Annotated in this window: 28 protein-coding genes and 5 pseudogenes; 17 read left to right on the top strand and 16 right to left on the bottom strand. The window is 64.7% G+C overall.

Annotated features, from left to right (window positions below):
- The first annotated feature begins 340 nt into the window (after positions 1–340).
- Positions 341–859 (top strand): MarR family winged helix-turn-helix transcriptional regulator, encoded by a 519-nt coding sequence (locus ACTGJ9_RS26820; protein ID WP_456673535.1) that lies wholly within the window; start codon positions 341–343, stop codon positions 857–859.
- 185 nt (positions 860–1,044) lie between these two features.
- Here the strand turns inward: ACTGJ9_RS26820 and ACTGJ9_RS26815 are convergent.
- From ACTGJ9_RS26815 to ACTGJ9_RS26790, 6 genes and pseudogenes are all read right to left on the bottom strand, one after another.
- A pseudogene (locus tag ACTGJ9_RS26815) lies at positions 1,045–1,727 on the bottom strand (ABC transporter ATP-binding protein).
- Positions 1,728–1,813: 86 nt separating this feature from the next.
- The gene (locus ACTGJ9_RS26810; protein ID WP_456673534.1) at positions 1,814–2,869 is read right to left on the bottom strand and encodes a dihydrodipicolinate synthase family protein; all 1,056 of its coding nucleotides are present in this window, start codon (positions 2,867–2,869) and stop codon (positions 1,814–1,816) included.
- Positions 2,870–2,875: 6 nt separating this feature from the next.
- Positions 2,876–3,697 (bottom strand): GNAT family N-acetyltransferase, encoded by an 822-nt coding sequence (locus tag ACTGJ9_RS26805; protein WP_456673533.1) that lies wholly within the window; start codon positions 3,695–3,697, stop codon positions 2,876–2,878.
- Positions 3,684–4,721 (bottom strand): NAD-dependent epimerase/dehydratase family protein, encoded by a 1,038-nt coding sequence (locus ACTGJ9_RS26800; RefSeq protein ID WP_456673532.1) that lies wholly within the window; start codon positions 4,719–4,721, stop codon positions 3,684–3,686. The genes ACTGJ9_RS26805 and ACTGJ9_RS26800 overlap by 14 nt, the downstream gene beginning before the upstream one ends.
- Positions 4,722–4,739: 18 nt before the next feature.
- Positions 4,740–5,513 (bottom strand): ABC transporter permease, encoded by a 774-nt coding sequence (locus ACTGJ9_RS26795; protein ID WP_456673531.1) that lies wholly within the window; start codon positions 5,511–5,513, stop codon positions 4,740–4,742.
- 77 nt (positions 5,514–5,590) lie between these two features.
- Complete coding sequence (locus ACTGJ9_RS26790) at positions 5,591–6,238, bottom strand: TetR/AcrR family transcriptional regulator (protein WP_456673530.1); 648 nt, start codon at positions 6,236–6,238, stop codon at positions 5,591–5,593.
- 100 nt (positions 6,239–6,338) lie between these two features.
- Between ACTGJ9_RS26790 and ACTGJ9_RS26785 the strand changes: the two genes are divergently transcribed.
- The 5 genes from ACTGJ9_RS26785 (at position 6,339) to ACTGJ9_RS26765 (ending at position 9,812) form a co-directional block, all read left to right on the top strand.
- Positions 6,339–7,343 carry an ABC transporter substrate-binding protein gene (locus ACTGJ9_RS26785; protein ID WP_456673529.1) on the top strand — a complete coding sequence of 335 codons (1,005 nt, stop codon included), beginning with the start codon at positions 6,339–6,341 and terminating at the stop codon, positions 7,341–7,343.
- A 287-nt stretch (positions 7,344–7,630) separates the two neighbouring features.
- Positions 7,631–8,329: a septum site-determining protein MinC gene (minC, locus tag ACTGJ9_RS26780; RefSeq protein WP_456673528.1), complete on the top strand. Its 699-nt coding sequence runs from the start codon at positions 7,631–7,633 to the stop codon at positions 8,327–8,329.
- A gap of 21 nt (positions 8,330–8,350) precedes the next feature.
- Positions 8,351–9,166 carry a septum site-determining protein MinD gene (gene minD, locus ACTGJ9_RS26775; RefSeq protein ID WP_456673527.1) on the top strand — a complete coding sequence of 272 codons (816 nt, stop codon included), beginning with the start codon at positions 8,351–8,353 and terminating at the stop codon, positions 9,164–9,166.
- The gene (gene minE, locus ACTGJ9_RS26770) at positions 9,163–9,444 is read left to right on the top strand and encodes a cell division topological specificity factor MinE (protein WP_247388779.1); all 282 of its coding nucleotides are present in this window, start codon (positions 9,163–9,165) and stop codon (positions 9,442–9,444) included. Before minD ends, minE begins: the two co-directional genes overlap by 4 nt.
- A gap of 182 nt (positions 9,445–9,626) precedes the next feature.
- Positions 9,627–9,812, top strand: coding sequence for a hypothetical protein (locus ACTGJ9_RS26765; protein ID WP_456673526.1), 186 nt, complete (start codon positions 9,627–9,629; stop codon positions 9,810–9,812).
- Positions 9,813–9,861: 49 nt separating this feature from the next.
- On the opposite strand, the gene ACTGJ9_RS26760 is transcribed toward ACTGJ9_RS26765, so the two are convergent.
- The 4 genes from ACTGJ9_RS26760 to ACTGJ9_RS26745 form a co-directional block, all read right to left on the bottom strand.
- On the bottom strand, positions 9,862–10,113 hold the full coding sequence (locus ACTGJ9_RS26760; protein ID WP_456673525.1) for a hypothetical protein: 252 nt from the start codon (positions 10,111–10,113) through the stop codon (positions 9,862–9,864).
- Between the two features lie 103 nt (positions 10,114–10,216).
- Positions 10,217–10,609: a hypothetical protein gene (locus tag ACTGJ9_RS26755; RefSeq protein WP_456673524.1), complete on the bottom strand. Its 393-nt coding sequence runs from the start codon at positions 10,607–10,609 to the stop codon at positions 10,217–10,219.
- Between the two features lie 173 nt (positions 10,610–10,782).
- A complete protein-coding gene (locus ACTGJ9_RS26750; RefSeq protein WP_456673523.1) occupies positions 10,783–11,028 on the bottom strand; it encodes a DUF6894 family protein in 246 nt (81 codons plus the stop codon).
- Between the two features lie 190 nt (positions 11,029–11,218).
- On the bottom strand, positions 11,219–12,076 hold the full coding sequence (locus ACTGJ9_RS26745) for a hypothetical protein (RefSeq protein WP_456673522.1): 858 nt from the start codon (positions 12,074–12,076) through the stop codon (positions 11,219–11,221).
- Positions 12,077–12,270: 194 nt separating this feature from the next.
- On the opposite strand from ACTGJ9_RS26745, the gene ACTGJ9_RS26740 reads away from it, so the two are divergent.
- Both ACTGJ9_RS26740 and ACTGJ9_RS26735 read left to right on the top strand, forming a co-directional pair.
- Positions 12,271–12,651: a hypothetical protein gene (locus ACTGJ9_RS26740; RefSeq protein ID WP_456673521.1), complete on the top strand. Its 381-nt coding sequence runs from the start codon at positions 12,271–12,273 to the stop codon at positions 12,649–12,651.
- Positions 12,652–12,747: 96 nt separating this feature from the next.
- Positions 12,748–13,344 carry a L,D-transpeptidase gene (locus ACTGJ9_RS26735; RefSeq protein WP_456678634.1) on the top strand — a complete coding sequence of 199 codons (597 nt, stop codon included), beginning with the start codon at positions 12,748–12,750 and terminating at the stop codon, positions 13,342–13,344.
- A gap of 37 nt (positions 13,345–13,381) precedes the next feature.
- Here the strand turns inward: ACTGJ9_RS26735 and ACTGJ9_RS26730 are convergent, their stop codons facing one another.
- Together ACTGJ9_RS26730 and ACTGJ9_RS26725 are read right to left on the bottom strand one after the other, a co-directional pair.
- Positions 13,382–13,816 (bottom strand): COG4315 family predicted lipoprotein, encoded by a 435-nt coding sequence (locus ACTGJ9_RS26730; protein WP_456673520.1) that lies wholly within the window; start codon positions 13,814–13,816, stop codon positions 13,382–13,384.
- A 184-nt stretch (positions 13,817–14,000) separates the two neighbouring features.
- Positions 14,001–14,458: pseudogene (locus tag ACTGJ9_RS26725) on the bottom strand (MarR family winged helix-turn-helix transcriptional regulator).
- A gap of 95 nt (positions 14,459–14,553) precedes the next feature.
- Here ACTGJ9_RS26725 and ACTGJ9_RS26720 point away from each other — a divergent pair.
- The 5 genes from ACTGJ9_RS26720 (at position 14,554) to ACTGJ9_RS26700 (ending at position 18,888) form a co-directional block, all read left to right on the top strand.
- Positions 14,554–16,476 (top strand): FAD-binding monooxygenase, encoded by a 1,923-nt coding sequence (locus ACTGJ9_RS26720; protein WP_456678633.1) that lies wholly within the window; start codon positions 14,554–14,556, stop codon positions 16,474–16,476.
- Positions 16,477–16,616: 140 nt separating this feature from the next.
- Positions 16,617–17,591 (top strand): SH3 domain-containing protein, encoded by a 975-nt coding sequence (locus tag ACTGJ9_RS26715; protein ID WP_456673519.1) that lies wholly within the window; start codon positions 16,617–16,619, stop codon positions 17,589–17,591.
- Positions 17,592–17,760: 169 nt separating this feature from the next.
- Complete coding sequence (locus ACTGJ9_RS26710; RefSeq protein WP_456678632.1) at positions 17,761–18,039, top strand: hypothetical protein; 279 nt, start codon at positions 17,761–17,763, stop codon at positions 18,037–18,039.
- A gap of 245 nt (positions 18,040–18,284) precedes the next feature.
- A complete protein-coding gene (locus ACTGJ9_RS26705) occupies positions 18,285–18,491 on the top strand; it encodes a hypothetical protein (RefSeq protein WP_456673518.1) in 207 nt (68 codons plus the stop codon).
- 85 nt (positions 18,492–18,576) lie between these two features.
- On the top strand, positions 18,577–18,888 hold the full coding sequence (locus ACTGJ9_RS26700; RefSeq protein ID WP_456673517.1) for a hypothetical protein: 312 nt from the start codon (positions 18,577–18,579) through the stop codon (positions 18,886–18,888).
- A 6-nt stretch (positions 18,889–18,894) separates the two neighbouring features.
- Here the strand turns inward: ACTGJ9_RS26700 and ACTGJ9_RS26695 are convergent, their stop codons facing one another.
- Positions 18,895–19,464 carry a TetR family transcriptional regulator gene (locus ACTGJ9_RS26695; protein WP_456673516.1) on the bottom strand — a complete coding sequence of 190 codons (570 nt, stop codon included), beginning with the start codon at positions 19,462–19,464 and terminating at the stop codon, positions 18,895–18,897.
- Positions 19,464–19,814, bottom strand: a complete 351-nt coding sequence (locus ACTGJ9_RS26690) for a DMT family transporter (protein ID WP_456678631.1) — start codon at positions 19,812–19,814, stop codon at positions 19,464–19,466. The genes ACTGJ9_RS26695 and ACTGJ9_RS26690 overlap by 1 nt, the downstream gene beginning before the upstream one ends.
- Positions 19,815–20,153: 339 nt before the next feature.
- On the opposite strand from ACTGJ9_RS26690, the pseudogene pdxY reads away from it, so the two are divergent.
- Positions 20,154–20,967: pseudogene (pdxY, locus tag ACTGJ9_RS26685) on the top strand (pyridoxal kinase).
- Positions 20,968–20,971: 4 nt separating this feature from the next.
- Here the strand turns inward: pdxY and ACTGJ9_RS26680 are convergent.
- Positions 20,972–22,017, bottom strand: a pseudogene (locus tag ACTGJ9_RS26680) (M15 family metallopeptidase domain-containing protein).
- Between ACTGJ9_RS26680 and ACTGJ9_RS26675 the strand changes: the two are divergent.
- Positions 21,947–22,189 (top strand): hypothetical protein, encoded by a 243-nt coding sequence (locus ACTGJ9_RS26675; protein WP_456678776.1) that lies wholly within the window; start codon positions 21,947–21,949, stop codon positions 22,187–22,189. The pseudogene ACTGJ9_RS26680 and the gene ACTGJ9_RS26675 sit on opposite strands and share 71 nt — an antisense overlap.
- A 417-nt stretch (positions 22,190–22,606) precedes the next feature.
- A pseudogene (locus tag ACTGJ9_RS26670) lies at positions 22,607–22,868 on the top strand (hypothetical protein).
- A 121-nt stretch (positions 22,869–22,989) separates the two neighbouring features.
- Here the strand turns inward: ACTGJ9_RS26670 and ACTGJ9_RS26665 are convergent.
- Positions 22,990–23,196 (bottom strand): hypothetical protein, encoded by a 207-nt coding sequence (locus ACTGJ9_RS26665; protein WP_456673515.1) that lies wholly within the window; start codon positions 23,194–23,196, stop codon positions 22,990–22,992.
- Here ACTGJ9_RS26665 and ACTGJ9_RS26660 point away from each other — a divergent pair.
- Positions 23,195–23,341, top strand: coding sequence for a hypothetical protein (locus tag ACTGJ9_RS26660; RefSeq protein WP_456673514.1), 147 nt, complete (start codon positions 23,195–23,197; stop codon positions 23,339–23,341). The genes ACTGJ9_RS26665 and ACTGJ9_RS26660 overlap by 2 nt on opposite strands.
- Positions 23,342–23,423: the final 82 nt, after the last annotated feature.

Here is a 23,423-nt window from a genome sequence, read left to right as displayed (position 1 = left end):
GCGCCGTGGCACGCGGATCGTCGCCCACCCCTGATGACGGCACGGACGTTCGCTCCCCTTGAACCTGCTCGCGATACGGCAGGCTTTCACGATCCTTAAGCGAGCCATGTTGCCGTGTCAACATGACGCATTGCGCGATATGGCCGTGCAACCTGTCGTAGAAGCTGTACGCGCGAGGGCGGGATGCCACTCGGCTTGGGATCCACTCGGCTTCTCGATCCGGCTGCTTTGCGTTAGACTCCCTGTCCGAATCCTCAGGGACTCCGCCGGGTGCGCCTACGCCGGCTTTTGCGAAAGATGCGCGGTGATGCAGCCAGGCAAGGCACGGGTCAGGAAACGGATGGCGCGGCCGCGGCCGGCGGTACGTGTGACGAAGCCGTCGCGACCGGCGCCGCGAGTGGTATCCGGCACGAAGGCCGCCAAGGTGAAACCGCTTGACCTCGGGGGCCTCTCGCAGCTGCTGGGCTACGGCATTCGCCGGGCGCAGCTCTGGATCTTCAAAGAATTCAGCAGGCAGTTGGCGGCCTTCGAGATCAGTCCTGCCCAATTTTCCGTGCTCTGCGTGATCGACGCCAACCCCGGCGTCAACCAGCTCGCCGTCGCGCAGCTTCTGTCGATCGAGCGGGCCGGGCTCGGCAGGCTGGTGGATCATCTGGAGGGCCGTGGCCTGGTGCGGCGCACCGCCTCGGCCATCAACCGCCGCTACTACGTGCTTTATTTGACCGAGGCCGGCTCGGCGCTGCTGGGCCGGCTGAGGCCGGCGGCCGCCGCAAGCGACAAGGCGCTTGCGGCCAAGATCGGGCCGCGCGCCTACAAGGAATTGCAGCGGGCGCTGTCGGTCTTTGTCGGGGACGCCTGAGCAATCCGCGGCGCCGACAACTATCTGCTCAGCAAGATGCGATAGGGCCGAGGGCGCCGTCATTCCGGGGCGCGCCTCCTTGCGCGAACCCGGAATTCATTTCACCGCCCGTCTTGCCGCCGCGATGGATTCCGGGCTCGCGACTTCGTCGCGCCCCGGAATGACGGCGGAGGCGCTATCGAATATCACGCGGCGCCCAGCCCCAGCTTTGCATAAATCCGCCGCGCATAGACGCCGAATGCGTCCGTGGTCTTGAGCGGCAGGTCGCGCGGGAAGGGCAGGTCGATCGCAAAGTAGTCGGCCATCTTCGCCGGGCCCGCGGTCAGCACGGCACAGTGCGAAGACAGGAACACGGCTTCCTGGATCGAGTGGGTGACGAAGATGATGGTCTTGCCGCTCTCGCGCCAGATCCGCAGCATCTCCAGATTCATCTGCTCACGCGTCAGCGCATCCAGCGCGCCGAATGGCTCGTCCATCAGGATCAGTTTTGGATCGTGGATGAAGGCGCGCGCGATCGCGGTGCGCTGCTGCATGCCGCCGGACAGCTCTGCGGATATTTCTGCTCGTAGCCGGCAAGTCCGACCAGATTGAGCAGGTCGCGCGCGCGCTCGCGCGCAGCCTTCATCGGCAGTCCCACGATCTCGGCCGGCAGCAGCACGTTGTCCAGGATGGTGCGCCATTTCAGAAGCAGCGCCTGCTGGAACACCATGCCGATATCGCGGGTCGGATCGAACGGGCTGCTGGCGTTGCCGATCGTCACCGTGCCGCCGTCGGCGCCGTGCAGGCCCGCAAGAATCTTCATCACCGTGGTCTTGCCGCAGCCGGACGGGCCGACCAGCGACACCAGCTCACCTTCCTGCACATCCATCGTGACGTCGGAGACCGCGAGAAACTCCGCGCCCCCGCTGCGATAGACCTTTCGGACGCCTTGCAGGCTGATGAAGGGGTTCGAGCTCATGCCAGCCATTTATCCAGATTGGCTGCGACGAAGGCATCGTCACTGAGGTCGGCGTGCTCGCGCGTGACGCGGTCGATCTCGTCCTTCTGGCCCGGGCTCAGGCCCTCGTTCGGATCGAGACACCACAGGCCCTGCATCAGGCCTTGGCGCCGCAGCACTTCGTGGCAGCCGGCGATGCAGCCGTGAAAATTGTTGGCGACGTCGAAGAAGGCGCTGTTGCAGTCGGTGACGCGAGCATCGAGCGCGAGCAGATCGGCGGGCACGCTGTCCTTGTGCCGGGCCGCCTTGCAGCGCTCGAACTGTTGGATGGCGCTCGCCGTCCACACCGACCAGTGACCGAGCAGGCCACCCCTGAAGTAGGTGCGCGTGGTGAGGCCGTTGTCGCGTAAGTCGAACGGGAGCATCAGGTCGAGCAGGATGTGATCGTCATTCCCCGTGTAGAGCGCGATCCGATCGAGCGCGCCGGCGGCTGCGACGCCGCGCAGTACATCGAGCGTCCGATAACGGTTGAACGGCGCGATCTTGATCGCGATCACATTGTCGATCGAGGCGAAGCGCTGCCAGAACCGGCTCGACAGGATGACGCCGCCGACCGCCGGCTGAAGGTAGAACCCGATCAGCGGAATCTCGGCGGCCACGTCAGCGCAGTGCGCGATGATCTCGTCCTCGGAAGCTCTCTTCATTGCGGCGAGGCTGAGCAGGCCGGCGTGATAGCCGATGTCGCGCGCGGTGCGTGCCTCGGCCGTTGCCTGCTTCGTCGGACCAGCGAGCCCCGCGACCATCGCCAGCGGACGCTTGGTCCAGTTTGCGGCGGTCTCGGCGGCAAGCTCCAGCACGGGTCGGTAAAGGCCGACCTCGCGGATCGCGAATTGCGTGGTGTGCACGCCGACCGCAAGGCCGCCGGAGCCAGCGTCGATATAATAGCGCGTCAGTGCGCGCTGATGCTGTTTGTCGAGCTGGCGCTCGGCGGTGAGCGCGAGCGGATGCGCCGGCAGCACGGTGCCCTCGGCAATCAGCTTGCGGATGTCGCTGTCGATCTGGCTGTGGTGCATGATGTCCTATCCGAATTCGGGGCCGGCGACGGCGAATGGCAGTTCCTCAGCGATGGCGGTGGCGGGGCCGAACCGCATGCGCTGGAACGGCCGCTCGATGGTCCAGCCGGATGCAGTCAATCCCTCCAGGAACGCGGCCTGCGGGGCGACGGCATCGATCAGCAGCGGTCCGGTCTCGGAGCGTACGATCGTTTGAACCAGGGCCAGCGCTGCCGCGGCATCGTCGGCGAATATCGGGCCGATGTGGCGGGCGGTCCGGCCGTCGCGAACCAGCGCGATGGCTCCGTTCGCGGAGACGATGCGTGAGCCGGCGCGCTGTGCGAAGGCGGAGAGCAGGGCGGAGCGATCGAACCCGGTAGACCGCCGGTCGCGCGCGCGAAGCGCATCGATGCTCGCCGATGACGATGGTGGCGCTTCGGCCCGCGTCGGCTTGGCCAGCTTCAACCGCCGCAATTGCAGCGTCGGCGTGAAGCCGAGCGGCCCGTAAACCGCAACCCCCTCCGGCGTGGCGTCGAGCCAACTGGTCAGGCCGTTCTTGCGCGCGGTCTCCAGGCATGCATCGACAAGGCGCGTGGCGAGGCCGCGCCGGCGATGGCTGGCCGTCACCAGCACCATGCTGATCCAGGCGTTGTTGCCGGAGTAGGGCAGCAGGGCGGCCGTCGCGACCAGCAGCACGCCGGTGCGGATGCCGAACACGACGCCGTCGCGCAGGAAAATGCGCCAGTCCTCTTCGGTCTGGTTCCAGTGGGCCTCCGTCGAGAGCACGAGCCCGGCCATGGCATCATCCAGGTCGAGCTTGAGGACGGGAGGCCCGTCAGTAACGGCCATCGCGCACCTCGTATTTGGTCGGCTTGCCGAGGCTCGGCATGGCGCGGGAGACCCAGTCGGCGGTCCAGGCGATCAGCTGCTCGGTGTCGACGACGGGCAGGCCGAACAGCTCGACGGCCTTCGACGTGTCGGTCAGCCATGCCGTCGGCTCCTCCTTGCCCGTTAGCACCGGAGCGCGGCCGAAGCGGGCGCCGAACTTTTGTGCGAGATCGCGCACCGCCAGAATTTCGTGGCCGCTGACATTGATCGGTGAGGTCGGCGCCGTGGCGTGTGCGAGGCAGCGCAGCGCCTGCGCGGAGGCGTCGCCCTGCCAGATGAAATTGACGTGACTGATGCTGACGTCGATCGGGGTGCCGCTGAGCACCTTGGTCGCGATGTCGTGCAGCACGCCGTAGCGCATGTCGATGGCATAATTGAGCCGGAACAGGCGGCCCGGCGTTGAAAACTTATGCGAGAAATACTCGAACATGCGCTCGCGGCCGACGCAGGATTGGGCGTATTCGCCGGGCGGGTTCGGCGCCATGTCTTCGGTCGCGCCCTTGCCGTCGACGGGCACGAACGGATAGACGCAGCCGGTCGAGAACGCCACGATGCGCGACGATGAGAAGGCCTGCGCGACCAGCGCCGGTACATGCGCGTTCATGGCCCAGGTCAGCGACAGATCGCCCTCGGCCCCGAACTTGCGGCCGGCCATGAAAACGATATTTGGCGTCTTCGGCAACGCCTGAATCGCGCTCTCGTCCATCAGGTCGCAGTTGATGGTTTCGACGCCGCGCGCGTGCAGCCACTCCTTCACACCAGGCTCGCTGAAGCGCGCCACACCGATGACGCGGCGTTCGGGGGCGGCGGCTTTGGCAAGCCCCGCCAGCGTCGGCCCCATCTTGCCGGCGACGCCGAGGATCATGATGTCGCCGTCGACCTTCTCGAGGTCGTCGATCAGCGCCTGGGTCGGACGGCAGAGCAGATCGTCGAGGGCTGCGATATCAGGGATCGTCTTCGGTAGCGTCTGGCGGATGAGCAGCATGAATTTCGTCCTTAATCTTCAGGTCTGCCTGGCATCGCCCACGACGAACATGCGTTCGAGGACGAGCACCAGGCCGTAGAGGGCGACGCCGAGCAAGGTCAGCAGCACGACGGCCATCACCATCGCGGGCGTGTCGAGCGACGACTGCACCTGGATCATGAGGTAGCCGAGCCCGCGCTCGGAGGCGATGAACTCGCCGACGATGGCGCCGGCGACCGCGAGGATGGCGCCGACCTTCATGCCGGAGAACACGTAAGGCAGCGATCCCGGCAGCTGGATCTTGCGGAACAGCGTCCAGCGCGAGCCGCGCAGCGATTTGACGAGATCGAGCAGATCCGGTTCGACCTCGCGCAGGCCCCGCGCTGTCGTGAGCAGGATCGGGAAGAAGCAGATGCTGAAGGCGATCAGGATGTTCGGCAGGATGCCGTAGGAGAACCAGACGATGAAGAGCGGCCCGAGCGCGACTTTCGGAATCATGTTCAAGGTCACGAACAGCGGCAACAGCACGAGACTGAGCAGCGGCGCCCAGCTGAAGATCACCGCGAGTGCCACGCCGACGAAGGCGCCGAGCGCGAAGCCGCCGAGGATCTCGACCGCGGTGATCAGCGTGTTGGCGCCCCAGGCATAGCTCGCGGTTCCCAGCGTCTGAATGGTCGCGAGCGGCGAGGGCAGGATGAATTTCGGCACGTGGAAGGCATCGACCAGGACCTGCCAGAGCACGAGCACGGCCAGATGCACGATCAGGATGATCGCAACGCTGCGCGCCGGACTGTTGGCTCCGTTACCTGCCACCGTCTGCTCCCTGTTGCCTCACTGCCGCAAATGTCGAGCCTAACCGCCCCAGCGCCAAGTTTCAACCAGTTGGTTGATTATGGCCGGAGCGACTGCAGCACCAGATCGGCGACATGCCGGCGGCGGGCGCGGCGCGCGGTGCGGCTCGACAGGTCCTTGCCGAAGATCGCCGACAGCGTCGGCGTGTTGGAGAAGAAGAAATAGCTGAGGCCCGCGATAGAGATATAGAGCTGGACGGGGTCGATTCCCTTGCGGAATATCCCGGCGCGCACGCCTTCGTGGAGGATGTGGGAGACGCTCTTCACCAACGGCGAATGCATCGCCTCCAGCCGCGTGGAGCCGCGGACGTGGCGGGCGCCGCCGCGGTTCTCGTCGTTCAGAAGCACGATGAAATCGGGGTTTTCCGCGAGATGGTCGAACGAGGCCTCGATCAGCCGGCGGATCGCCTTGTCCGGCGGCAGGCCCTCGAGATTGAGCTTGCGCTCCTGCTCGCGGATGTCCTCATAGACCCATTCGAGCACGGCGAGGTAGAGCGCGTCCTTGTCGCCGAAGTAATGATAGACCAGCTGCTTGTTGACGCCGGCGCGCTCCGCGATCTCGTCGACGCGGGCGCCCGCAAAACCGTGCCGGGCAAACTCCAGTCGCGCCGCGGTGAGCAGTTTCTTGCGGGTGGCGACGGGGTCGCGGCGCTGCGGCACGGTGTCGCCTGATCGCTTTGCGGGCATTTCCAACCAAACAGTTGACAAGTTGAGGGCGGGCTTGTTGCATTGGTAGCCTCGCACGGGGAGAGCGACAAGCCGGGTCGCGGCAATGAGGAGACAGGCGATGAAGCGTTTGCAGGCGGCGATTGTGGCTCTGACGCTGGCAATGCCGGCAATGCCGGCAAGCGCGGGCGAGGCGGTCAATCTGATCCTGAACTGGACGCCGACGGCCGACCATTCGCCGTTCTATTACGCCAAGGCGCAGGGCTGGTACGAGAAGGCCGGCATCGACCTCACCATCGAGGTCGGCAAGGGCTCCGGCGTGTCCGCCGCCAAGGTCGGCTCCGGCGGCTCGCCCTTCGGCATTGCCGATCTCGCCACCATGCTGGTCGCCAGGAGCAAGGGCGCCGACGACGTCGCGCTGATGAGCATCTACGCCAACACCGGCCAGACGTTCTATTGGCTGAAGAGCTATGGCGTGAACGGCGTGAAGGATTTTGCCGGCCACAAGATCGGCAATCCGCCCGGCGACGCCTCGCGCGTGATGTGGCCGGCCTTTGCGAAGGCCGCCGGTCTCGCGCCCGACTCCGTCAGCTTTGTCAATATCGGGCCGACCGCGAAGATCGCCGCGCTGAAGAGCCACACCGTCGATATCATCAGCGACTTCTACAACGAGCACGACCTGAAGGTGATCGAGTTCGGACAGGACCTCGGCTACGTCAACTGGAAGGATATCGGCCTCAACCCCTACGGCAACTCACTGATCGTCAATGGTGCCTACCTCCAGAAGAACCCGAAGCTCGTCGAGGAGTTCGTGCGCATCTCGCAGAAAGCCTTTGCGGCCTGCGTTGCCGATGTCGCGCCGTGCCTGAAAGCGCTGCTCGACCAGGTCTCCGGTCTCGACAAGGAGAACCAGGAGCGCCAGTGGGAGCGCATCAAATACCTGATGACCGACGAGTTCACGACGACGAACTCGCTCGGCTGGATCGACGGCGAGCGGATGAAGAAGGACTATGATCTGGTCCAGACCTATCTGGGCATGGAGAAGCCGTTCGACGTGACCACTGCGTTCACGACGAAGATGCTGGATCCCGCGATCAAGATGGATGCGAGCAAGGTGAAGAAGTAGGAGCTTCGGTCGTCGCGCTCGCCTTACACCTCGTACACCGGTGTCGTCACCGCGCAGGCGGGGCATCCAGTACGCCGCGGCGGATGTGGTCAGAGCGAGGTCTCCAAGGCTGGCCTCTGGAATACTGGATCGCCCGGTCAAGCCGGGCGACGACAGCATTGTGCTGGGAACGAGCGCCCGCCCAGCCCAGCCATCCCGACCACGTAGCCTCCAGGAGAAATTAACCGGCCGTTAACCACATCGGTCGCATCGTTAACCATTCAATAACGGGGAACGAGTCGGCCGCCATGGAGGCCTTAGCAAAACCTCAACGCCAGATGGTGCGCCTGCGCGGGCGCTCCTATGTGGCCTTCGTCTTCGTGCCGACAGTTCCGATCCAGGACTGGCTGCTGGAGATCGACGCCACCATCGCGCGCTCGCCGGGGTTCTTTGCCGGCCGGCCTGTGGTTATCGACCTGTCCTCGGTCGACCTCAGCCAGGCCGGCATCGGGCATCTCCTCACCAGCCTTCAGGAGCGCAACATCCGCGTGCTCGGGATCGAGGGCGTGGACGAGGGCCGGCTGACCCCCATGATGCCGCCGCTGCTCTCGGGCGGGCGCAGTTGTGTGGTCGAGCCGACCGCGTCGAAGAAGGCCGAAGTTAAGGCGGAGACCAAGCCGACCTCGCTGCTGTTGGACGCCCCCGTGCGCTCCGGCCAGACCGTGATCTTTCCCGAAGGCGACGTCACCATTCTGGGCTCGGTCGGCTCGGGGGCCGAAATCGTCGCCGGTGGTTCCATCCATATCTATGGCGCGCTGCGCGGCCGCGCCATGGCGGGCGTGAACGGTCACACGAGCGCGCGCATCTATTGCCAGAAGATCGAGGCCGAACTGCTTGCAATCGATGGGTTTTACCAGACTGCGGACGACATCGACGCCGCCTTGCGCGGCAAGCCGGCGCAGGCCTGGCTGCAGGGGAATACCATGCGAATTACAGCACTGAACTGACCAGCAAAGGAGACATTTCAGATGAGTAAGGTACTGGTCGTGACATCAGGCAAGGGCGGCGTCGGCAAGACGACCACGACCGCCGCGCTGGGCGCTGCGCTTGCGCAACGCGGCGACAAGGTCGTCGTCGTCGATTTCGACGTCGGCTTGCGCAACCTTGACCTCGTGATGGGCGCCGAACGCCGGGTCGTGTTCGACCTCATCAATGTGGTGCAGGGCGTGGCCAAGCTGCCGCAGGCGCTGATCAAGGACAAGCGGCTGGAGAATCTCTGGTTGCTGCCGGCCTCGCAGACCCGCGACAAGGATGCGTTGACGGAAGAGGGCGTCGGCAAGGTCATCGCCGACCTGCGCAGCCGTTTCGACTGGGTGATCTGCGACAGCCCGGCCGGTATCGAGCGCGGCGCCTCCATGGCGATGCGCTTTGCCGATGAGGCCGTGATCGTCACCAATCCGGAAGTCTCCTCGGTGCGCGATTCCGACCGCATCATCGGCATGCTCGATTCCAAGACCGTGCGGGCCGAGAAGGGCGAGCGCGTCGAGAAGCACATTCTCATCACCCGTTACGATCCCTCGCGCGCCGCGCGCGGCGAGATGCTGACCATCGACGACATCCTCGAGATCCTCGCGACGCCCTTGCTCGGCATCATCCCCGAGAGCCAGGACGTGTTGAAAGCCTCCAACGTCGGCACGCCGGTGACGCTGTCGAACGCGGAAGGTGCACCCGCGCGGGCCTATATCGACGCGGCGCGGCGGCTGTGCGGCGACACCGTGCCGATGCAGGTGCCGACCGAGCGCAAGGGCTTCATGGATCGTCTGCTGCGACGGAGGGCTGCATGAGCATGGGTCTGCTCCGGCTTCTCCGTGGCAACAAGGCGTCCGCACCCGTCGCTCGCGAACGGTTGCAGATCCTGCTTGCCCATGAACGCGGCCAGCGCGGCCAGCCCGATCTGCTCGGCGTGCTGCGCGAGGAAATTCTCGCCGTCGTCTCCAGGCACGTCACGCTGGATCCGACCAAGGTGATCGTGCGGCTCGATCGCGGCGACGAGGTCTCGACCCTCGAGGTCGATATCGAAGTCCCCAACGATTTCGAGCGCAAGCGCGTGGCGGTCGCGTAGGGGACGCGACTGAAACTGCTCGTTTGCGGTGGTGATTTGGGGTGGGTGAGAAGGCGGTCCGCTGGGCATGGCGGGCCGCCTTTGTTTTTGCGGGCCGCGTGAGCGGAACGCGACACGCGGCTCGATCGTTGTCAGCAATCCGGGGGCGACGCGCCGGGGCTACCTCAAACGGGAGAGCGCTCATGATGTCCGAGGTCCAGGTCCACACCGTCGCGCGGCAGATGCTGGAGCGGCATGGCTTTGCTGCGATCGCGAAGGCCGCGGAGCAGGCGCAGGTTTGCGAGGGGCGCGGCGAAGCCGACGAGGCCAAGGAGTGGCGTCATATCGCCGATGCCATGAAGATCATGCGCGGGCCGGCTCACAGCTAATTCGCGATCACCCCGGTTAAGACCGGGCGGTTCCCGCTCGGTCAAAGGCTCAGCGCTCGCCCTGGTCGGCGCCTTGGGTCATCGGCTTGTGCTGCGTCTGCGGCTGCGCGCGCTCGCCGCCGGCTTCCTTGCAGGGGAGCTGCTCCCAGGAGCCGTCCGCCGCCTGCTGATAGGCGCTGCAGGACGATGAGGTCGCCTTGTCCTCGCCCTTCTGGGCATCGGAATTCTTCGCAATGGCCGGGGCGGTCAGTATGGGGCTGATCGCGAGAGCACCGGCGAAAAAGAGTTGGGCAATTCGCATGGGGATCTCCTGTTCGAAGAAGCCGCATGCTGGTGAGGATTGTGACAATTATTTGCCGCGGCCAGGGTTCCGTCGCGGCGTGCTTAACGGGGCACGTCCCCGGCTAGCCGCCCTTGCTGCGGATCAGGCCGGCAAGGTTCGTCTTCTGCTTTTCGCACCAATTGCTCATGCCCAGCCGGCGCTGGTCGAGATCGGTCGCTTGCGTCGCCACCGCGACCTCGGCCATGATGTCGTCGGCCTGCTTCTCGCCCATCTTGCCGCCGGTATGCATGAAGGCGATCGCCTTGCGCACCTGCTCGGTGGTGCCATCGGGCAGCTGCATCTGCTGCGCCTTCTGCACCAGATCCTGATAGACGACGTCCGTACCCGGACACTGGACCTTTGCCGCGAAGGCTTGCAAGACCAGCGTCACATAGGTCGAACGCGTATGGTCGTCAGCCGCTTGTGCTGGAGCTGCGATCAGCAACAGTCCTGCTATCAGGAAAGGGGTGCGCACCTTAGGTCCTCCAGGTTTTTTGGGAGGCTAGCGTCCGGCGCGCCGCTGCGCAATGGTCGCCGGCGCATTCTCGCTGACGAGCAGGTTCGGAGCGACCGTGCGGACACCTCTTTTGCCGCGCTTTCTTCACGCGAACCGGCATGTCCACTTCGCTCAAAAACGCTAAGGCCTAACTAGCGGCGGCCCAACTGGCGGCGCCAGGCCGGCACCGGATCGAGCGGCGTGCGGTAGACCTCATTGTGATCGCGATCGGTGACGCGCACCGCGCAACCTTTTCGCTGCAACTCAGGCTTCACCTGTGACAGCTCGGTGGCCAATTGAACGGCGCGATCGGAGGCGACCTCGATGTCCTCGAGGATGATTCCGCCCTGGTTCTTGAACTCTTCACCAACCACGAGATCGAAGGAGTAGTACGGCATCCGAATTCCCCCGGTGTGACGACCCAAATCCTTAAACCAAGCCTTCAACGGTAGTCTTGAAGACAGGAGTGATCATAGCACTGAGTCGATATCTATCCGATGAACGGAGCGCGCAATCTCTGTGCTTATGGCGCAGAAATGATGTGCAGCATCCAGGTGCGTTAAGGTTTTATTAAATATGTCGACCTGATCATGAGGCATGGAATTGCAGCAGAACCGGGCTCCGGGAACCGGCAGCTGCAAGAGAAGGCCGGCGGCATAGATCCCGACGGCCTTTTCTCTTTGCGCCGATCCACGCATCACCGTAGTTACACGGACTCACATCATCGTATCGAGTCGGACAGCTTGCCTTGTCGTTCGACGCGGACCTAGTGCACCGGCATCGGCGGACGCACCACTGGTCCGTCATCATCGGCAACCGCTTGCGTTGTCGGGACCGGTGGTGCCGCCGGCGGCGGACCGCGGCAGCCTGCGACGGCGGCGGCGGAGGTGCGATCGGCGGCGGCGAATAGGTCGGCATGTAGGTGTGCGAGACGACCGGCTTCGGTTTGCGAACCGTCGGCGCCGGAGCGCGCGGCGGCAGCGCGGACACACGCGCGCGCGGATCGCCCGGCGGTTTCGCCTCGGCGATCGGCCTTGGCGTCGGCGGCTTCGCCATCTCGCGGACCATCTGCTCCTGACCGGCCTTCAACTCGGCGATGCTGGTCTTGAGCTGATCGATCTGCTGCGCCATCGCGGCGATGTCGCGCGTCATTGACTCCACTGTTTGCGTGGCATCGGTTTGTGTCGCGGCGGGCGCGGCAGCGGCCGCGACAGTCGGTGCTGCGGGCGTTGCCGCAGTCTGGTCGGCGGCCTGATCCTGTGCCGCGGGCGGGGCTGCCTGCGCGGCTGCGACCGACGCTGTCTGCGATGTGGATGGCAACAGCGAGGTCAGAGCCGGTGTCCATTCCGCGAGCATCTGCATCGCGGTGTCGCCGTGCTTCTCCCAAGCCATCGTGGCCGCGGCGCTGCCACCTGCAAACAGGAACGTGACGAACGCCCCGCGCAACCACTTGCCGGCCGCCGACCGCTTCGGCCGGCCGAGAGCATCGTTGGCCGTGACCCGGAGGGCCGTGTCGACCGGGGCGCTGCCGCTTGCGGCTCCGAGACGGGGATGAATTTCGGCTCGAGATTAATCTTCGAGTAATCTTGGGCTCCGGCGCGAACTTCGGCTCAGGACGGGCCGTGAACTCGAGTGCCAGCGTGGGCGCCTCGCTGCTCACGCGCGAGGCCCGCACCATTTCCGGTGAAATCTGGACGGCGTCGTGTGGATCGTTGTTGTTGACCGTGTCTTTCACGATCTCATCGACGATCTGCCGGCTGTTCAACGTCGCGAGCATCGCAGCTCCTCTGAAGGCTGGTCGTTCGCATTGGCGCGAGCCGATCTGTTGCGTGAGCTCACCCCAAATCAATCAGGGCCGGCCCGATGTCGCACGAGTCCAGCCGGGTTTGACCAAAGCAAGGCGAGGCGGTGGAGACATCGCGACGGTCTTCCGCCTTTATGTTTATGGAACCAGCTGTGCCGAACACGCCCACGTGTTCCGCCCTGCCTTGTTTTCAGCACGATTTGGGCAGCATTCTTAAGGCGCTGGGGGCGCTGCTATCCGCTATCGGGGGCCGGCGGTGCCAAAATCTCTACTCGCTTTGTTCGTGCTTGCCTTGCTGCCGCTCGGCGGCTGCATGCAGACGACTCTCTCGCCATCGACGGATGCGAGCATGACTGCGCGCGACCGCCAGTTGCTCGCGCACACGCCTTACGCCCAGGCCAACGTGCCCGAGCAATATCTCCGTCATATCGTCGATTATCCGCGCAAGGAGCAGCCGGGTACGATCCTGGTCGATACCGATGCGCGCTACCTCTACTACGTGCTGCCCGACCGCAAGGCGATCCGCTACGGCGTCGCGGTCGGCGAAGAGGCAATGGCCTTCTCGGGCATCGCGCGCGTCGGCCGTCTGGCGGAATGGCCGGACTGGGTGCCGACCCCGGAGATCCAGGCGCGGCTTGGGCCATATCCGGCGCGCGTGCCCGGTGGTCCCGCCAATCCGCTGGGCGCGCGGGGCATCTATCTCTATGTCGGCAACAAGGACACGCTCTACCGTATCCACGGCACCAATCAGCCGGAATATATCGGGCAGGCGATCTCGTCGGGCTGCATCCGGATGCGCAACGAGGACGTGATCGATCTGTTCGACCGGGTGAAGCTCAACGCAACGGTCGTGGTGCTGCCACCCGGACAAAGCGCGCAGGTCGAGGCAGGGCCGAGCTGGCGCGGGTGAGGCGGGCGCCTCGGGTGACGGACGCGCCGTTCTGGCGTTAATCCTCAGGCCGAGCGATGCGCCATTGCAACGTCGTGGCTATGCCATTGGCTTCGCCCGGCGCCTTGTCGGCCACTGAGGTGTAGAGCGGGCGGTAGCGGAAGGCCCACATCTTGCTGCCGTCGTTGCGGGTAATCGGCGTAAAATCGCCGTTCGCCCGGGCATCGGCGGGTGCAGCCAGCGGAATCCAGGCCTCGGCGCATTTGCCGTCACAGCTCGACGACTTGCCGCTGGTGTCGCGCTCGTAGAAATAGAGCGTCATGCCCTTGAGATCGACGAGCTTGGGGCCCTGCTTGGTCAGAACGTAGCGCGCAGGTGCGGGCGCCGCCTCGGGCTTTGCCGGAGCAGGGGAATCGCCGCCGCCATGCCCATTCGCGAGCGCGTGACCGGTGGACACCGCGATGACCGCGGCGGCAATGACGAACCTGAACATCCGAAACTCCAAATCGGTAAAGTTAATCGCGCGTTAAGCGCAGAATTGGAGGCGACGGTAGCAACGGAAGGTTAGCTCCAGGTTTCGCGGCACCGCGACAAATATGGACAAAACGACGGGGTATGGCTCTTTGCCTGTCGCGTCTTCTTGACGCGAACCGGTACCCAGTTCGCTCGAAAGTGCTTCAGGCCTCGCGCAGGGGAGCGCGGCTGAGCTCGTTGGCGGCGGCGATGGCCTTGCGTAGCAGCCGCATCAAGTCCTCGCCTTCCTTCGCGCCGAGACCGCGCAGCATTTTCTGCTGCGCGGATTCGACCGCGGGCGTGATCCTGCGCAACGTGCGGCGGCCCTCGTCGGTGATCTCGAGCTCGCGGGCGCGGCGGTCGCGGCTGCTGGCGCGACGCTCGGTGAGGCCCTTTGCACGAGGCGATCGATCACGCCGGTGATGGTGGTCCGGTCATAGGCGATCAATCCTGCGAGCGTGACCTGGTCGAGTCCCGGATTGGCCTTGATGGCCGAGAGGGCCGCGTACTGCACCGGGGTGAGATCGAACCCGGCCTCGCCGACCTCGGCCAGAAACACGGCGACCGCGATCTGCTGGAACCGCCGCGCCAGATGGCCGGGCATATCGTTGTTGTCTTTCACCGAATTCTCCGTGGAACGGCGGGCGATCATTGACAAGTATACTGATGGTCAGCATACTGATCAATGTCGAACGAGACGTCAACGGAGAGGTGCTCATGCAATTCCATCTCAATGGATTCCAGCCGGGCGACCCCGAGATTGCCGATCCCGCCGAACGCGTTCAGGCCTCCGGCGCTGCGGGAGCCGTGCCCGACGAGGTCGATGTCCTCATCGTCGGCTGTGGCCCCGCGGGCCTGACGCTCGTGGCCCAGCTCGCGCAATTCCCTGATATCAAGACCTGTATCGTCGAGCAGAAGCCGGGCCCGCTCGCGGTCGGCCAGGCCGACGGCATCGCCTGCCGCACCATGGAGATGTTCCACGCCTACGGTTTCAGCGAGCGCGTGCTGAAGGAGGCCTATTGGGTCAACGAGACCACGTTCTGGAAGCCGGACGGGCAGGCGCCGGAGAAGATCGTCCGCAGCGGCCGGGTGCAGGACGTCGAGGACGGGCTGTCGGAATTTCCGCACGTCATCCTCAACCAGGCGCGCATCCATGACGGCTTTCTCGACGTCATGCGAAGGTCGCCGGCCAAGCTCGAGCCCTATTATTGCAGGCGCCTGCTCGACCTCCAGGTCGATGCGGCCGCGGGGCCTGCCGACCATGCCGTGACGGTGCGCCTCGAACGCGTCGATGCGGCGAACGAGGGCAAGGTCGAAACCATCAGGGCGCATTACGTCGTCGGTTGCGACGGCGCGCGCAGCACGGTGCGCAAGTCGATCGGCCGCGAACTGCATGGCGATTCCGCCAACCACGCCTGGGGCGTGATGGACGTGCTGGCGGTGACCGATTTTCCTGATATCCGTTTCAAGTCCCTGGTCCAGTCGGCGAAGGACGGCAGCCTTCTCATCATTCCGCGCGAAGGCGGCTACATGGTTCGCCTCTATGTCGAACTGGCAAAGCTCGATGTCGGCGAGCGCGTCGCCAATCGCAACATCATGGCTGACGACGTGATTGCGAAAGCACAGCGGATCCTGAAGCCGCATACGCTCGAGGTGAAGGAAATCGCCTGGTGGTCGGTCTATGAGATCGGCCAGCGCCTGACCGACAAGTTCGACGACGTGCCCGAAACCGAGATCAACACGCGTCTGCCGCGCATCTTCATCGCCGGCGATGCTTGTCACACCCACAGCCCGAAGGCGGGGCAGGGCATGAACGTTTCGATGCAGGACGCCTTCAACCTCGGCTGGAAGCTCGCCGCCGTCCTTCGCAAGCAGAGCGCGCCGAGCCTGCTGCATTCCTATTCGGCCGAACGCCAGGCGGTTGCGAAGGAGCTGATCGATTTCGATCGCGAATGGGCGGGCATTCTCGCTTCTGCGGCCAGAACCGGCGGCGCCGATGCGGCGAAGACGCAAGACTATTTTGTCAGGCACGGCCGCTACACCGCGGGCACGGCGACGCATTACACGCCGTCGATCCTCACGGGCGAAGCCTCGCATCAGCATCTCGCGCGGGGCCTCGTCATCGGCCAACGCTTCCATTCGGCGCCAGTGATCCGGCTCGGGGACGCGAAGCCTGTTCATCTCGGCCACGCGGCGCAGGCCGATGGCCGTTTTCGCATCTACGCGTTCTCCGGCGCCGAAGACCCGGCCGCTGCTGGCTCCGCCATTCGGGCGCTGTGCAATTTCATGGCCGAGGCGAGGGAATCGCCGCTCAGACGATATACGCCAGCCGGTGCCGACATCGATGCCGTGATCGATCTTCGTGCGGTGTTTCAGCAGGACCATCGCGCGCTCGCGATCGAAGCGATGCCGACCTTGCTGCTGCCGCGCAAAGGGCGCTACGGCTTGCTCGACTACGAAAAGATGTTTTGTCCGGACCTCAAAAACGGTCACGACGTTTTCGAGATGCGCGGCATCGACCGGAAGGTCGGCTGCATGGTCGTGGTGCGTCCCGATCAATACGTTGCACAGCTGCTGCCGCTCAACGATTTCGCGGCGCTCGCCGCGTATTTCGACGCCTTCATGTTGCAGGCGAACTGAAGCGGCCCCCGCCGATGAACGGCGGATGAATATTGAACTGCGTATGCGGCGTGCCTCTCAATCTTTTGGCTGATGCCGCCTTTGCGTGCGGAACGGTTCGTTCCGTTCGTGCGTTCCGCCTCTCAGAGGAGGACATCGCCATGAAATTGAAAACCGCTTTAGTTGCCGCATTGCTGCTCGCACCGACGGCCGCGTTGGCCGCGCCGGGTATCGTCACCGTCTCAACCGGCCTGCGCGCCGGCCCGGGGGCGGGCTTTCCGCTGGTCGACCGTGTCCCCGAGGGCGCGCGCGTCAACATCCATGGTTGCCTGCGCGGCAATGCCTGGTGCGACGTGAGCTTTTCCGACGACCGCGGCTGGGTGTCGTCGCAATATCTCGAATATCTCTATCGCAATCACTACGTCTATCTGCCGGACTATGCCGACGAGGTCGACGTGCCCGTCGTTCCGTTCGTGCTGAGCTCGTACTGGTCGAGCTATTACGGCGGGCGCCCCTGGTATCGCCGTCACGCCTACTGGAACAACTACTGGACCTCGCATGAGCGCTTTGCGACGCGGATGACGGTCGATCCGCGCGCCGCTCGCATCGGACGCGCGGCGACGCGCGACGCTGCGGTCTCGCTGGGCCACGACGCGCATGCCAAAGACAACATTAAGGGCAATGTCGCTGTCTCCGGCCGTGATGCCGCGACGGCGCGGCATGATGCGGCCATCGCAAGGCGCGACACTGCGGTCGGCGTCGATCGAGATCGTGCCGAACGGAGCCAGCGTTTCACCAACGAGCGGACCGCGGTGCAGGGTCGCAATCCCCGCGATGCGCAGGCGCGCATGATGCACGAACAGGCGGCAAGCCGCACCGCAGTCCACGCGCAGCCGATGGCGCGTGCACATGAAGCGCCGCACATGTCGGCTGCGCCGGCAGCCCGGTCGCCGATGCCGCATATGGCTCAGCCGAATGTCAGCCACGGTGCGCCGATGAATGCTCGTGCGCAGATGCCGGCCCCGCGTGCGGCCGCGCCTGCGATGCCGCATCCCGGTGGAGGCGGCGCTCCGCACATCAATGCGGCTCCGCACGGAGCGCCCGGCGGCGCGCCGGGCGGCCCGCACAAACACTAGCCTTGAGCAACGAAAGCCCGGCCTTAGCGCCGGGCTTTTTTTGGGGCTGCTCGGGTTCCCTGCGCGTACAATTTAAGAAGGTTCTTCGCGGGCAGATTTCATCGATCGTAATATGTATATTCAAAGCTGTAAGCATCCACTCGGGGCAGCGGGGCACGGGAGGATGAAGATGAGACAAAGTCAGGCGGAGACGCGCCGCCAAACTGTCGCGAAGCGGTCGATGACCAAAGAGGCCAGGCAACTGGCCAGCCTGCTTGCCGACTTGCGCAAATCCCTCGACGGCCTTCACAAGGAGCGGACGAGTACAAAGCTCTCCGGCGCCGAGATGGGGCTACTCGACGAGCGCCGCAACAATTTGTTGCTTACCATTGCTGCCTTGGACGATCGTCTATCGGCCGTGCAGGGTCTGATTGATCTCGGCCGTCCACACATCATCCGCGTCCACTGAGCAGATCGATGGCATCTAGCGGTTCCGTCGCGGCGGCGATGGGCCGTCGCGCGGCTGGGGCTCTGCATCGCATAGCGCAGCGCCGAACAAGCTCTCCGCAAGCCGAATCGCACTCATGATACGGCCCATGATTGACCGCCTCACTCCGCGGAACCGATGCCGGCACACAATGCTGCCGCGGACGGCATCAAATTGCCACGCTCCCGGCGAATTGCCGCCAAAGCCCGCTGCCACGACGAGAATGGGTGCAGAGCAACGCCAGGGGACGCGCATTGGCCTATAAAATGATCGCAGAACGCGATAATGAGAAGTACAGTTTTGCCCGGGAGAGCCGGTTGCTCATCGTCGCGAAGGCGAAGGTTTGGGCGAGCGAAGGGTGGCGCGTCGTCATTACCGATCAGGACGGCAAGGCCTATGCGCCGCCGGAGTTTGATCAGTTGCTGGCGGCATGATCGCGGGACGGGCTAGGGGACGACATTGAGATCGATCATTCGACCGGGGCGCGAACTTATCGCGCCTCTGGTGATTCTTGGGACCATGGCCGCCGCCATGCTGGTGGCACCGCTCGCGTCCGCACAAAACCTCGACGCCGGCAAATCGCCCGAAAAGCTGTTCGCGGACGGTTGCGCGGCCTGCCATCGCAGCCCGCGGGGGCTTGCGAAAGGGCGCTATACCCTGACGCTGTCCTGGTTTCTGAAGGACCATTATTCGGCCAGTTCGGACAGCGCCAAGGCGCTCGCGGCCTATCTGGTGTCGGTCGACACGCCGCCCCCAATTGCTCCGGCGAAGTCCGGTGCAAAGTCAACCCGATCCAAACCGCACCCGCCGAAGCCGGTGCAAAGCCAGTAGTCGCCGCTACCTGCGACGATAGGTTTGCGCGATCAGACGGTCATGCACGGCGCGCAAATCGGCGGTCATGCGGGTCTGTCCCGTTGTGACGAAGGATAGCCAGGCGCCATCGGCGGCCAGACGCACGATCTGTAGCTCTGGCGCCACATCGGTTGCACGGTGGCGTTTCAGGCGCGCTTTCATCCAGTCGTTCCAGAGTTTGCGCAGCGACGGATCGGTGACAACCATCATGCTCAGCGCCGCCCAAGGCGTGGCAAAGCCGAACGCCTTGCCCGTGAACACCGCATTCACATAAGCGCGCGTAAACCTGCCGTGCAGCTTGGGATCCGTCGCGATGGCCGCGTCGATCTCGGCATCGACGCGGGCGAGCAGATCGGCGAACAGGCCCTCGATCAGCGCCTGCTTGCTCCCGAAATGATGAAACAGCCCGCCCTTGGTGACGCCGGCGGCCGCTGCCACCGCTTGCACGGTGACGCCGGAGACGCCGTGGTCCATGGCGATAGAAGCGGTGTGGTCGAGCAGAGCGCGCCGCACCTGCTCGGGCTGCTTGGCGCGGGTGTGGGCGCTCGCCGGCATCAATGCGCCGTCGTCTGCGAGAACAGGTTGATGACCACGACCCCGGAAACGATCAGGGCGATACCGACGAAAGCTGCGGCGTCCAGCATCTGGCGAAACAGCACGAAGGAGACGGTGGCGGTCAGGATGATGCCGACCCCGCCCCAGATCGCATAGGCGATGCTCAAGGGGATGACCCGGATCGCGACCGACAGCGCGTAGAACGAGGCGACATAGAGCAGCGCCATCGCCAGCGTCGGCCAAGGCCGGGTGAACTGCGCGGACTGCTGCAGGAAGGCCGACGCCGTCACCTCGAACAAGATGGCGAGGGCAAGCGCGGCATAGGAGGTGAAAGTGGATAGCCTGGCGATCTCGAGTGTGGCGCGGCGAAAGATACCGCGCGGTAGGTATGTTTAGCACGCGCAATATGGCGTTTGTCGGGAGCAAATGTCACGCGTGAGTGACGGGGCTGCGACAGGGGCGCTGCCAAAGGCCTCGAAGGCGACGCGCGCTCGCCGGGGAGCTGATCAAGACGGCGCTGGCGGAGGTCGGCAAGAGCCTCTCGGAGACGACGCGGAGCGAGGCGGAGATCGCGCGTCACGCCGACGGCTGGCTGACAGATGCGGGCGCTGCGGCCAGGGCTCGGATACGACGCTTCGTGATCCGGGCTACGCTTGCCACATCCAGCTTTTGACCCTACGAACCTCTGCATGCTCGTCATCTCGATCCAAAGCCAGGTGGTCCACGGCCATGTCGGCAACAGCGCGGCCGTTCACGCGATACAGGCGGAGGGCGTCAACGTCGCTGCGGTGCCGACGACGCTGCTGTCGAACCATCCGCGCTATCCGACCCTGCGCGGGCGGGCGCTCGACCCTGAGCTGGTCGCCGATCTGCTGCGAGGTGTCGAGGAGCGGGACCTTGTCGACGAGGCCGCCGTGCTCGTCACCGGCTATCTCGGCTCGCCCGACAACGCCGTCGTCATCGCCGATTTCGTCGAGCGCGCGCTGTCACGCAATTCGAAGCTCGTCTATCTCTGCGATCCCGTCATCGGCGACGACGGCCGTGTCTATGTCGCCGATGGCATTTTGGATGTGGTGAGGCATCGCTTGTTGCCGGCCGCACACCTGATCACCCCGAACCAGTTCGAGCTCGATCTGCTCTCCTGCGTCAAAATCGCAGACGCGGACGGCCTTCGTGCTGCAGCGGCTGCAATTGCGGAGCAACGCCGGATTAACGTCGTCGCCACCGGCTGCACCCTCGCCGACACGCCAGCGGGGCAGGTGGAGACGATCCTGTGCCGACGGACAGCTGTCGCGCTTTGCGACGCCGCGCCTGCCGATCCGCCCCTACGGCACTGGCGATCTCCTCACCGGCCTGATCGCGGCGCACCTCGCCAAAGGTACGGCCACCGAGGCGGCGGTGCGGCTTGCGGTCGAGACCATCTTTGCCGTGCTCGTTCGCACCCAGCAGGCAGGATCTGAAGAGATGCGTCTGGTGCCGTTGCCGACCTCAGGAAACTGGTGACGGCTCAGGTCGTTCGCTTCGTGGCGGATTGCGCCGACCTTTGCGGCTTTGCTTGGCTCTTCTGCTGCCGGGCCGCCTGGGCCCTCGACGACCTGGCGCTGGCCACCGCGCGCGCCTTCTTCGGTCCGGTGTTGGCAGCTTCCTTGCGGTCGGTCCCAACGCCGCGCTTCGAGATATATTCCTGACCGTCGATCGGGCCGACATGCGGCGGATCCCGGCCGAGATAGGGCCGGCCGATGCGGAACGCCTTGCCGTTGGCGTCGACCCACTTCCATAACACCTCGGTCGAGACCCAGCGTTGCGCGCGGTTGTCGCCCCTGGTGCTGACGATGTCGGCCGCCATGCCGTGGCCGTAGCCGCCGCGAAGACTGCCGCCGTGATAGGAGCGGTTGGAGGCTGCCTTCAGGCCGCTCGCAATCTCCTGGCGATAGTCGTCACGGAAAGCGCTGGTGATTCCCGGCGAGAGACCGGCAGCTTCTGCCGCGAGCAGCATGCGAAACAGCTTCTGCTTGAAGCTCTTGTCCATGCCGCCGATGACGTAATCCATCAGCGCCATCTTGGCGTGGTCGGCCGCCTTCGGGTCCTTCCAGGCAAAATCCTCGTCGACCAGTTTCGTGAAGCTGCGCATCACCGTGACCATCTTGCCTTTGCGCTTGATGGTGACGGCGCGGCGGTCTTCGACCTTGATCGAATCTTCCTTCGGCGTGCGCTGATAGAGCGCCCAGAGATAGCGGTCGATGCAGGCATCCACGACGAAGCATTCATCGAGCACGGCCACGGTATCGGCGGGTGGCGACGCCTTGCTCTCCGCCACGGGCCCGCTCGCGATCGCCGCGGGTGAAAGAGCCTCCGACGGCACGACGTCGCCGGGATCGGCGGACGCGAGCTTGACGGTTGGCTCGGGTGCCGGCTCCGCCTCGGCTTCGGCGACGGGCGCAGGCTCAGCTGCGATCTGGGGGCCAGCGAGGCCGCCGGCACCATGTCGGTCGGATCGGCGGAGGCGAGTTGGATTGCGGGGGCGGGTGCTTCGGGCGGTGGTGCTTCGACCACCGCCACGCTCGGTGTCGCGGCCGCGGCTGCGGCGATCTCGGCGGTCAGGGCGATGCCATCATCGATCGTCGCCGCGCGCGGGATATCGGCAAGCTCGAGCCGGCTCAGATCTTTGGCGCGGGAGACGGCGGCCGCATTGGCGCCGCTGTTCTCGATCAAAGCCGGGGCATAGGCGGAGAGGGAGAGCGCCAGCCAACCGACCATCACGGCCGAGGGGCACGAGACCGCCACAACAAGAGACCGCCGATCATTCATGATCCCTGCTCCAAGGTTCGTCAGCGAACCAGATTGCACAGCCAAGCACGCGGCGCGTCAATTGTTCGGGGGATGATGTGGCGGTGCAATGGCGCAAATCCCCTAAAAGGGCTTTTCACGCCAGTGTTGCCCGGATGCAACTTTGGTTCTCGCGCGGTTCCAGTGACCTGGATAAACGTGATGGGTGGCTGAAGCGGCTCGGGCAAAGCTTTCGTCCAAAGCGTTGGCCGAGTTAAACATCTCGCCATGCGTGGTGCGTGATATTGCGTTGCGATAACGCGTATCGCAATGCAGCAAATCAGGCTTAGATGTGCTCCGAACTTCTCTTTGGAGCATCACCAGGAACAAAAAGACTTTGTCGATCGCAGCCGCTGTCCTCACTCTTGCGGGCACGACGGCCGCCTTTGCCGCCGAGCTGCCGGCCTACGAGGCGAGCGGCATTCCGGTCTCGCCCCTGCAGGTTCGCGTGCTCGGCGCCGCCCCATGTCGAGCAGCAGGTGACGGCGCCCGCCTCCAGCGTGACGGCGCTCCAGGCCAGCGTACTGACGCCGCGCAAGCTGAAGACCGCGACCGTGACCACGGGCTCCGCCCGCTAGGACCGACATTGCACCGGGCCGGAAGCCCGGTGCCAAAACCTTCGCGACGTCATGGCCGGGCTCGTCCCGGCCATTTCTTTTTTGGTCCGCGGCCGTCATGTCATCGCGACGAATTGATCTATCACACCGCGGACGTGTTCCATCTCATTCGCGTGTCGATGCGCTGATTGAGAATCTTTCGCCAGAAAAATTCCTCGCGACGCGCGACTTGTGTACCGGCGTTCAAAACGAGTGTGATCTCTTTAATAGTTGTTTTGCAGATCGCGGCGCTTGATGCGGGCGCCGCATATTGGCGGCCAAGAATCGTTTTCATAATGGAGACCGTCATGCCTGTTGCGCAAAAAGCCGTTGTTGTCGTCAATTCGCCGCGCGAGTTCATTGTCCGGCATCTCGCGATGTTCGTAGCCGCCGCGCTGTTCGTGTTCGTGCTGAGCCTGAGCTATGGGCTCGATCTCAGCCCCGGCTTCTTCTGAGCGGACTCCGATCCGCGTTCTCCCGCGCGCCAGCCCTGCAGGGACGTGGGTTGAGCCGCCACGTCCGGCGACGTACTGCTTG

Origin of the sequence: Bradyrhizobium sp. RDM12 (genome assembly GCF_051917485.1) — a bacterium.
Classification (GTDB): domain Bacteria; phylum Pseudomonadota; class Alphaproteobacteria; order Rhizobiales; family Xanthobacteraceae; genus Bradyrhizobium.
This window is presented reverse-complemented; position numbering and strand designations above follow the sequence as displayed.

What these genes read in the sequence shown, in the direction of transcription:
- ACTGJ9_RS26800 (WP_456673532.1), bottom strand. Translation starts at nt 4,721, where the DNA reads ATGCTGCTCATCCGCCAGACGCTACCGAAGACGATCCCTGATATCGCA.
- minE (WP_247388779.1), top strand. Translation starts at nt 9,163, where the DNA reads ATGAGCATGGGTCTGCTCCGGCTTCTCCGTGGCAACAAGGCGTCCGCA.
- ACTGJ9_RS26820 (WP_456673535.1), top strand. Translation starts at nt 341, where the DNA reads ATGGCGCGGCCGCGGCCGGCGGTACGTGTGACGAAGCCGTCGCGACCG.
- ACTGJ9_RS26735 (WP_456678634.1), top strand. Translation starts at nt 12,748, where the DNA reads ATGCAGACGACTCTCTCGCCATCGACGGATGCGAGCATGACTGCGCGC.
- ACTGJ9_RS26785 (WP_456673529.1), top strand. Translation starts at nt 6,339, where the DNA reads ATGAAGCGTTTGCAGGCGGCGATTGTGGCTCTGACGCTGGCAATGCCG.
- ACTGJ9_RS26700 (WP_456673517.1), top strand. Translation starts at nt 18,577, where the DNA reads ATGGCCGCCGCCATGCTGGTGGCACCGCTCGCGTCCGCACAAAACCTC.
- ACTGJ9_RS26750 (WP_456673523.1), bottom strand. Translation starts at nt 11,028, where the DNA reads ATGCCGTACTACTCCTTCGATCTCGTGGTTGGTGAAGAGTTCAAGAAC.
- ACTGJ9_RS26660 (WP_456673514.1), top strand. Translation starts at nt 23,195, where the DNA reads ATGCCTGTTGCGCAAAAAGCCGTTGTTGTCGTCAATTCGCCGCGCGAG.
- ACTGJ9_RS26695 (WP_456673516.1), bottom strand. Translation starts at nt 19,464, where the DNA reads ATGCCGGCGAGCGCCCACACCCGCGCCAAGCAGCCCGAGCAGGTGCGG.
- ACTGJ9_RS26760 (WP_456673525.1), bottom strand. Translation starts at nt 10,113, where the DNA reads ATGCGAATTGCCCAACTCTTTTTCGCCGGTGCTCTCGCGATCAGCCCC.
- ACTGJ9_RS26665 (WP_456673515.1), bottom strand. Translation starts at nt 23,196, where the DNA reads ATGACGGTCTCCATTATGAAAACGATTCTTGGCCGCCAATATGCGGCG.
- ACTGJ9_RS26710 (WP_456678632.1), top strand. Translation starts at nt 17,761, where the DNA reads ATGAGACAAAGTCAGGCGGAGACGCGCCGCCAAACTGTCGCGAAGCGG.
- ACTGJ9_RS26805 (WP_456673533.1), bottom strand. Translation starts at nt 3,697, where the DNA reads ATGGCCGTTACTGACGGGCCTCCCGTCCTCAAGCTCGACCTGGATGAT.
- ACTGJ9_RS26715 (WP_456673519.1), top strand. Translation starts at nt 16,617, where the DNA reads ATGAAATTGAAAACCGCTTTAGTTGCCGCATTGCTGCTCGCACCGACG.
- minC (WP_456673528.1), top strand. Translation starts at nt 7,631, where the DNA reads ATGGAGGCCTTAGCAAAACCTCAACGCCAGATGGTGCGCCTGCGCGGG.
- ACTGJ9_RS26790 (WP_456673530.1), bottom strand. Translation starts at nt 6,238, where the DNA reads ATGCCCGCAAAGCGATCAGGCGACACCGTGCCGCAGCGCCGCGACCCC.
- ACTGJ9_RS26675 (WP_456678776.1), top strand. Translation starts at nt 21,947, where the DNA reads ATGTCGGTCGGATCGGCGGAGGCGAGTTGGATTGCGGGGGCGGGTGCT.
- ACTGJ9_RS26810 (WP_456673534.1), bottom strand. Translation starts at nt 2,869, where the DNA reads ATGCACCACAGCCAGATCGACAGCGACATCCGCAAGCTGATTGCCGAG.
- ACTGJ9_RS26730 (WP_456673520.1), bottom strand. Translation starts at nt 13,816, where the DNA reads ATGTTCAGGTTCGTCATTGCCGCCGCGGTCATCGCGGTGTCCACCGGT.
- minD (WP_456673527.1), top strand. Translation starts at nt 8,351, where the DNA reads ATGAGTAAGGTACTGGTCGTGACATCAGGCAAGGGCGGCGTCGGCAAG.
- ACTGJ9_RS26765 (WP_456673526.1), top strand. Translation starts at nt 9,627, where the DNA reads ATGATGTCCGAGGTCCAGGTCCACACCGTCGCGCGGCAGATGCTGGAG.
- ACTGJ9_RS26720 (WP_456678633.1), top strand. Translation starts at nt 14,554, where the DNA reads ATGCAATTCCATCTCAATGGATTCCAGCCGGGCGACCCCGAGATTGCC.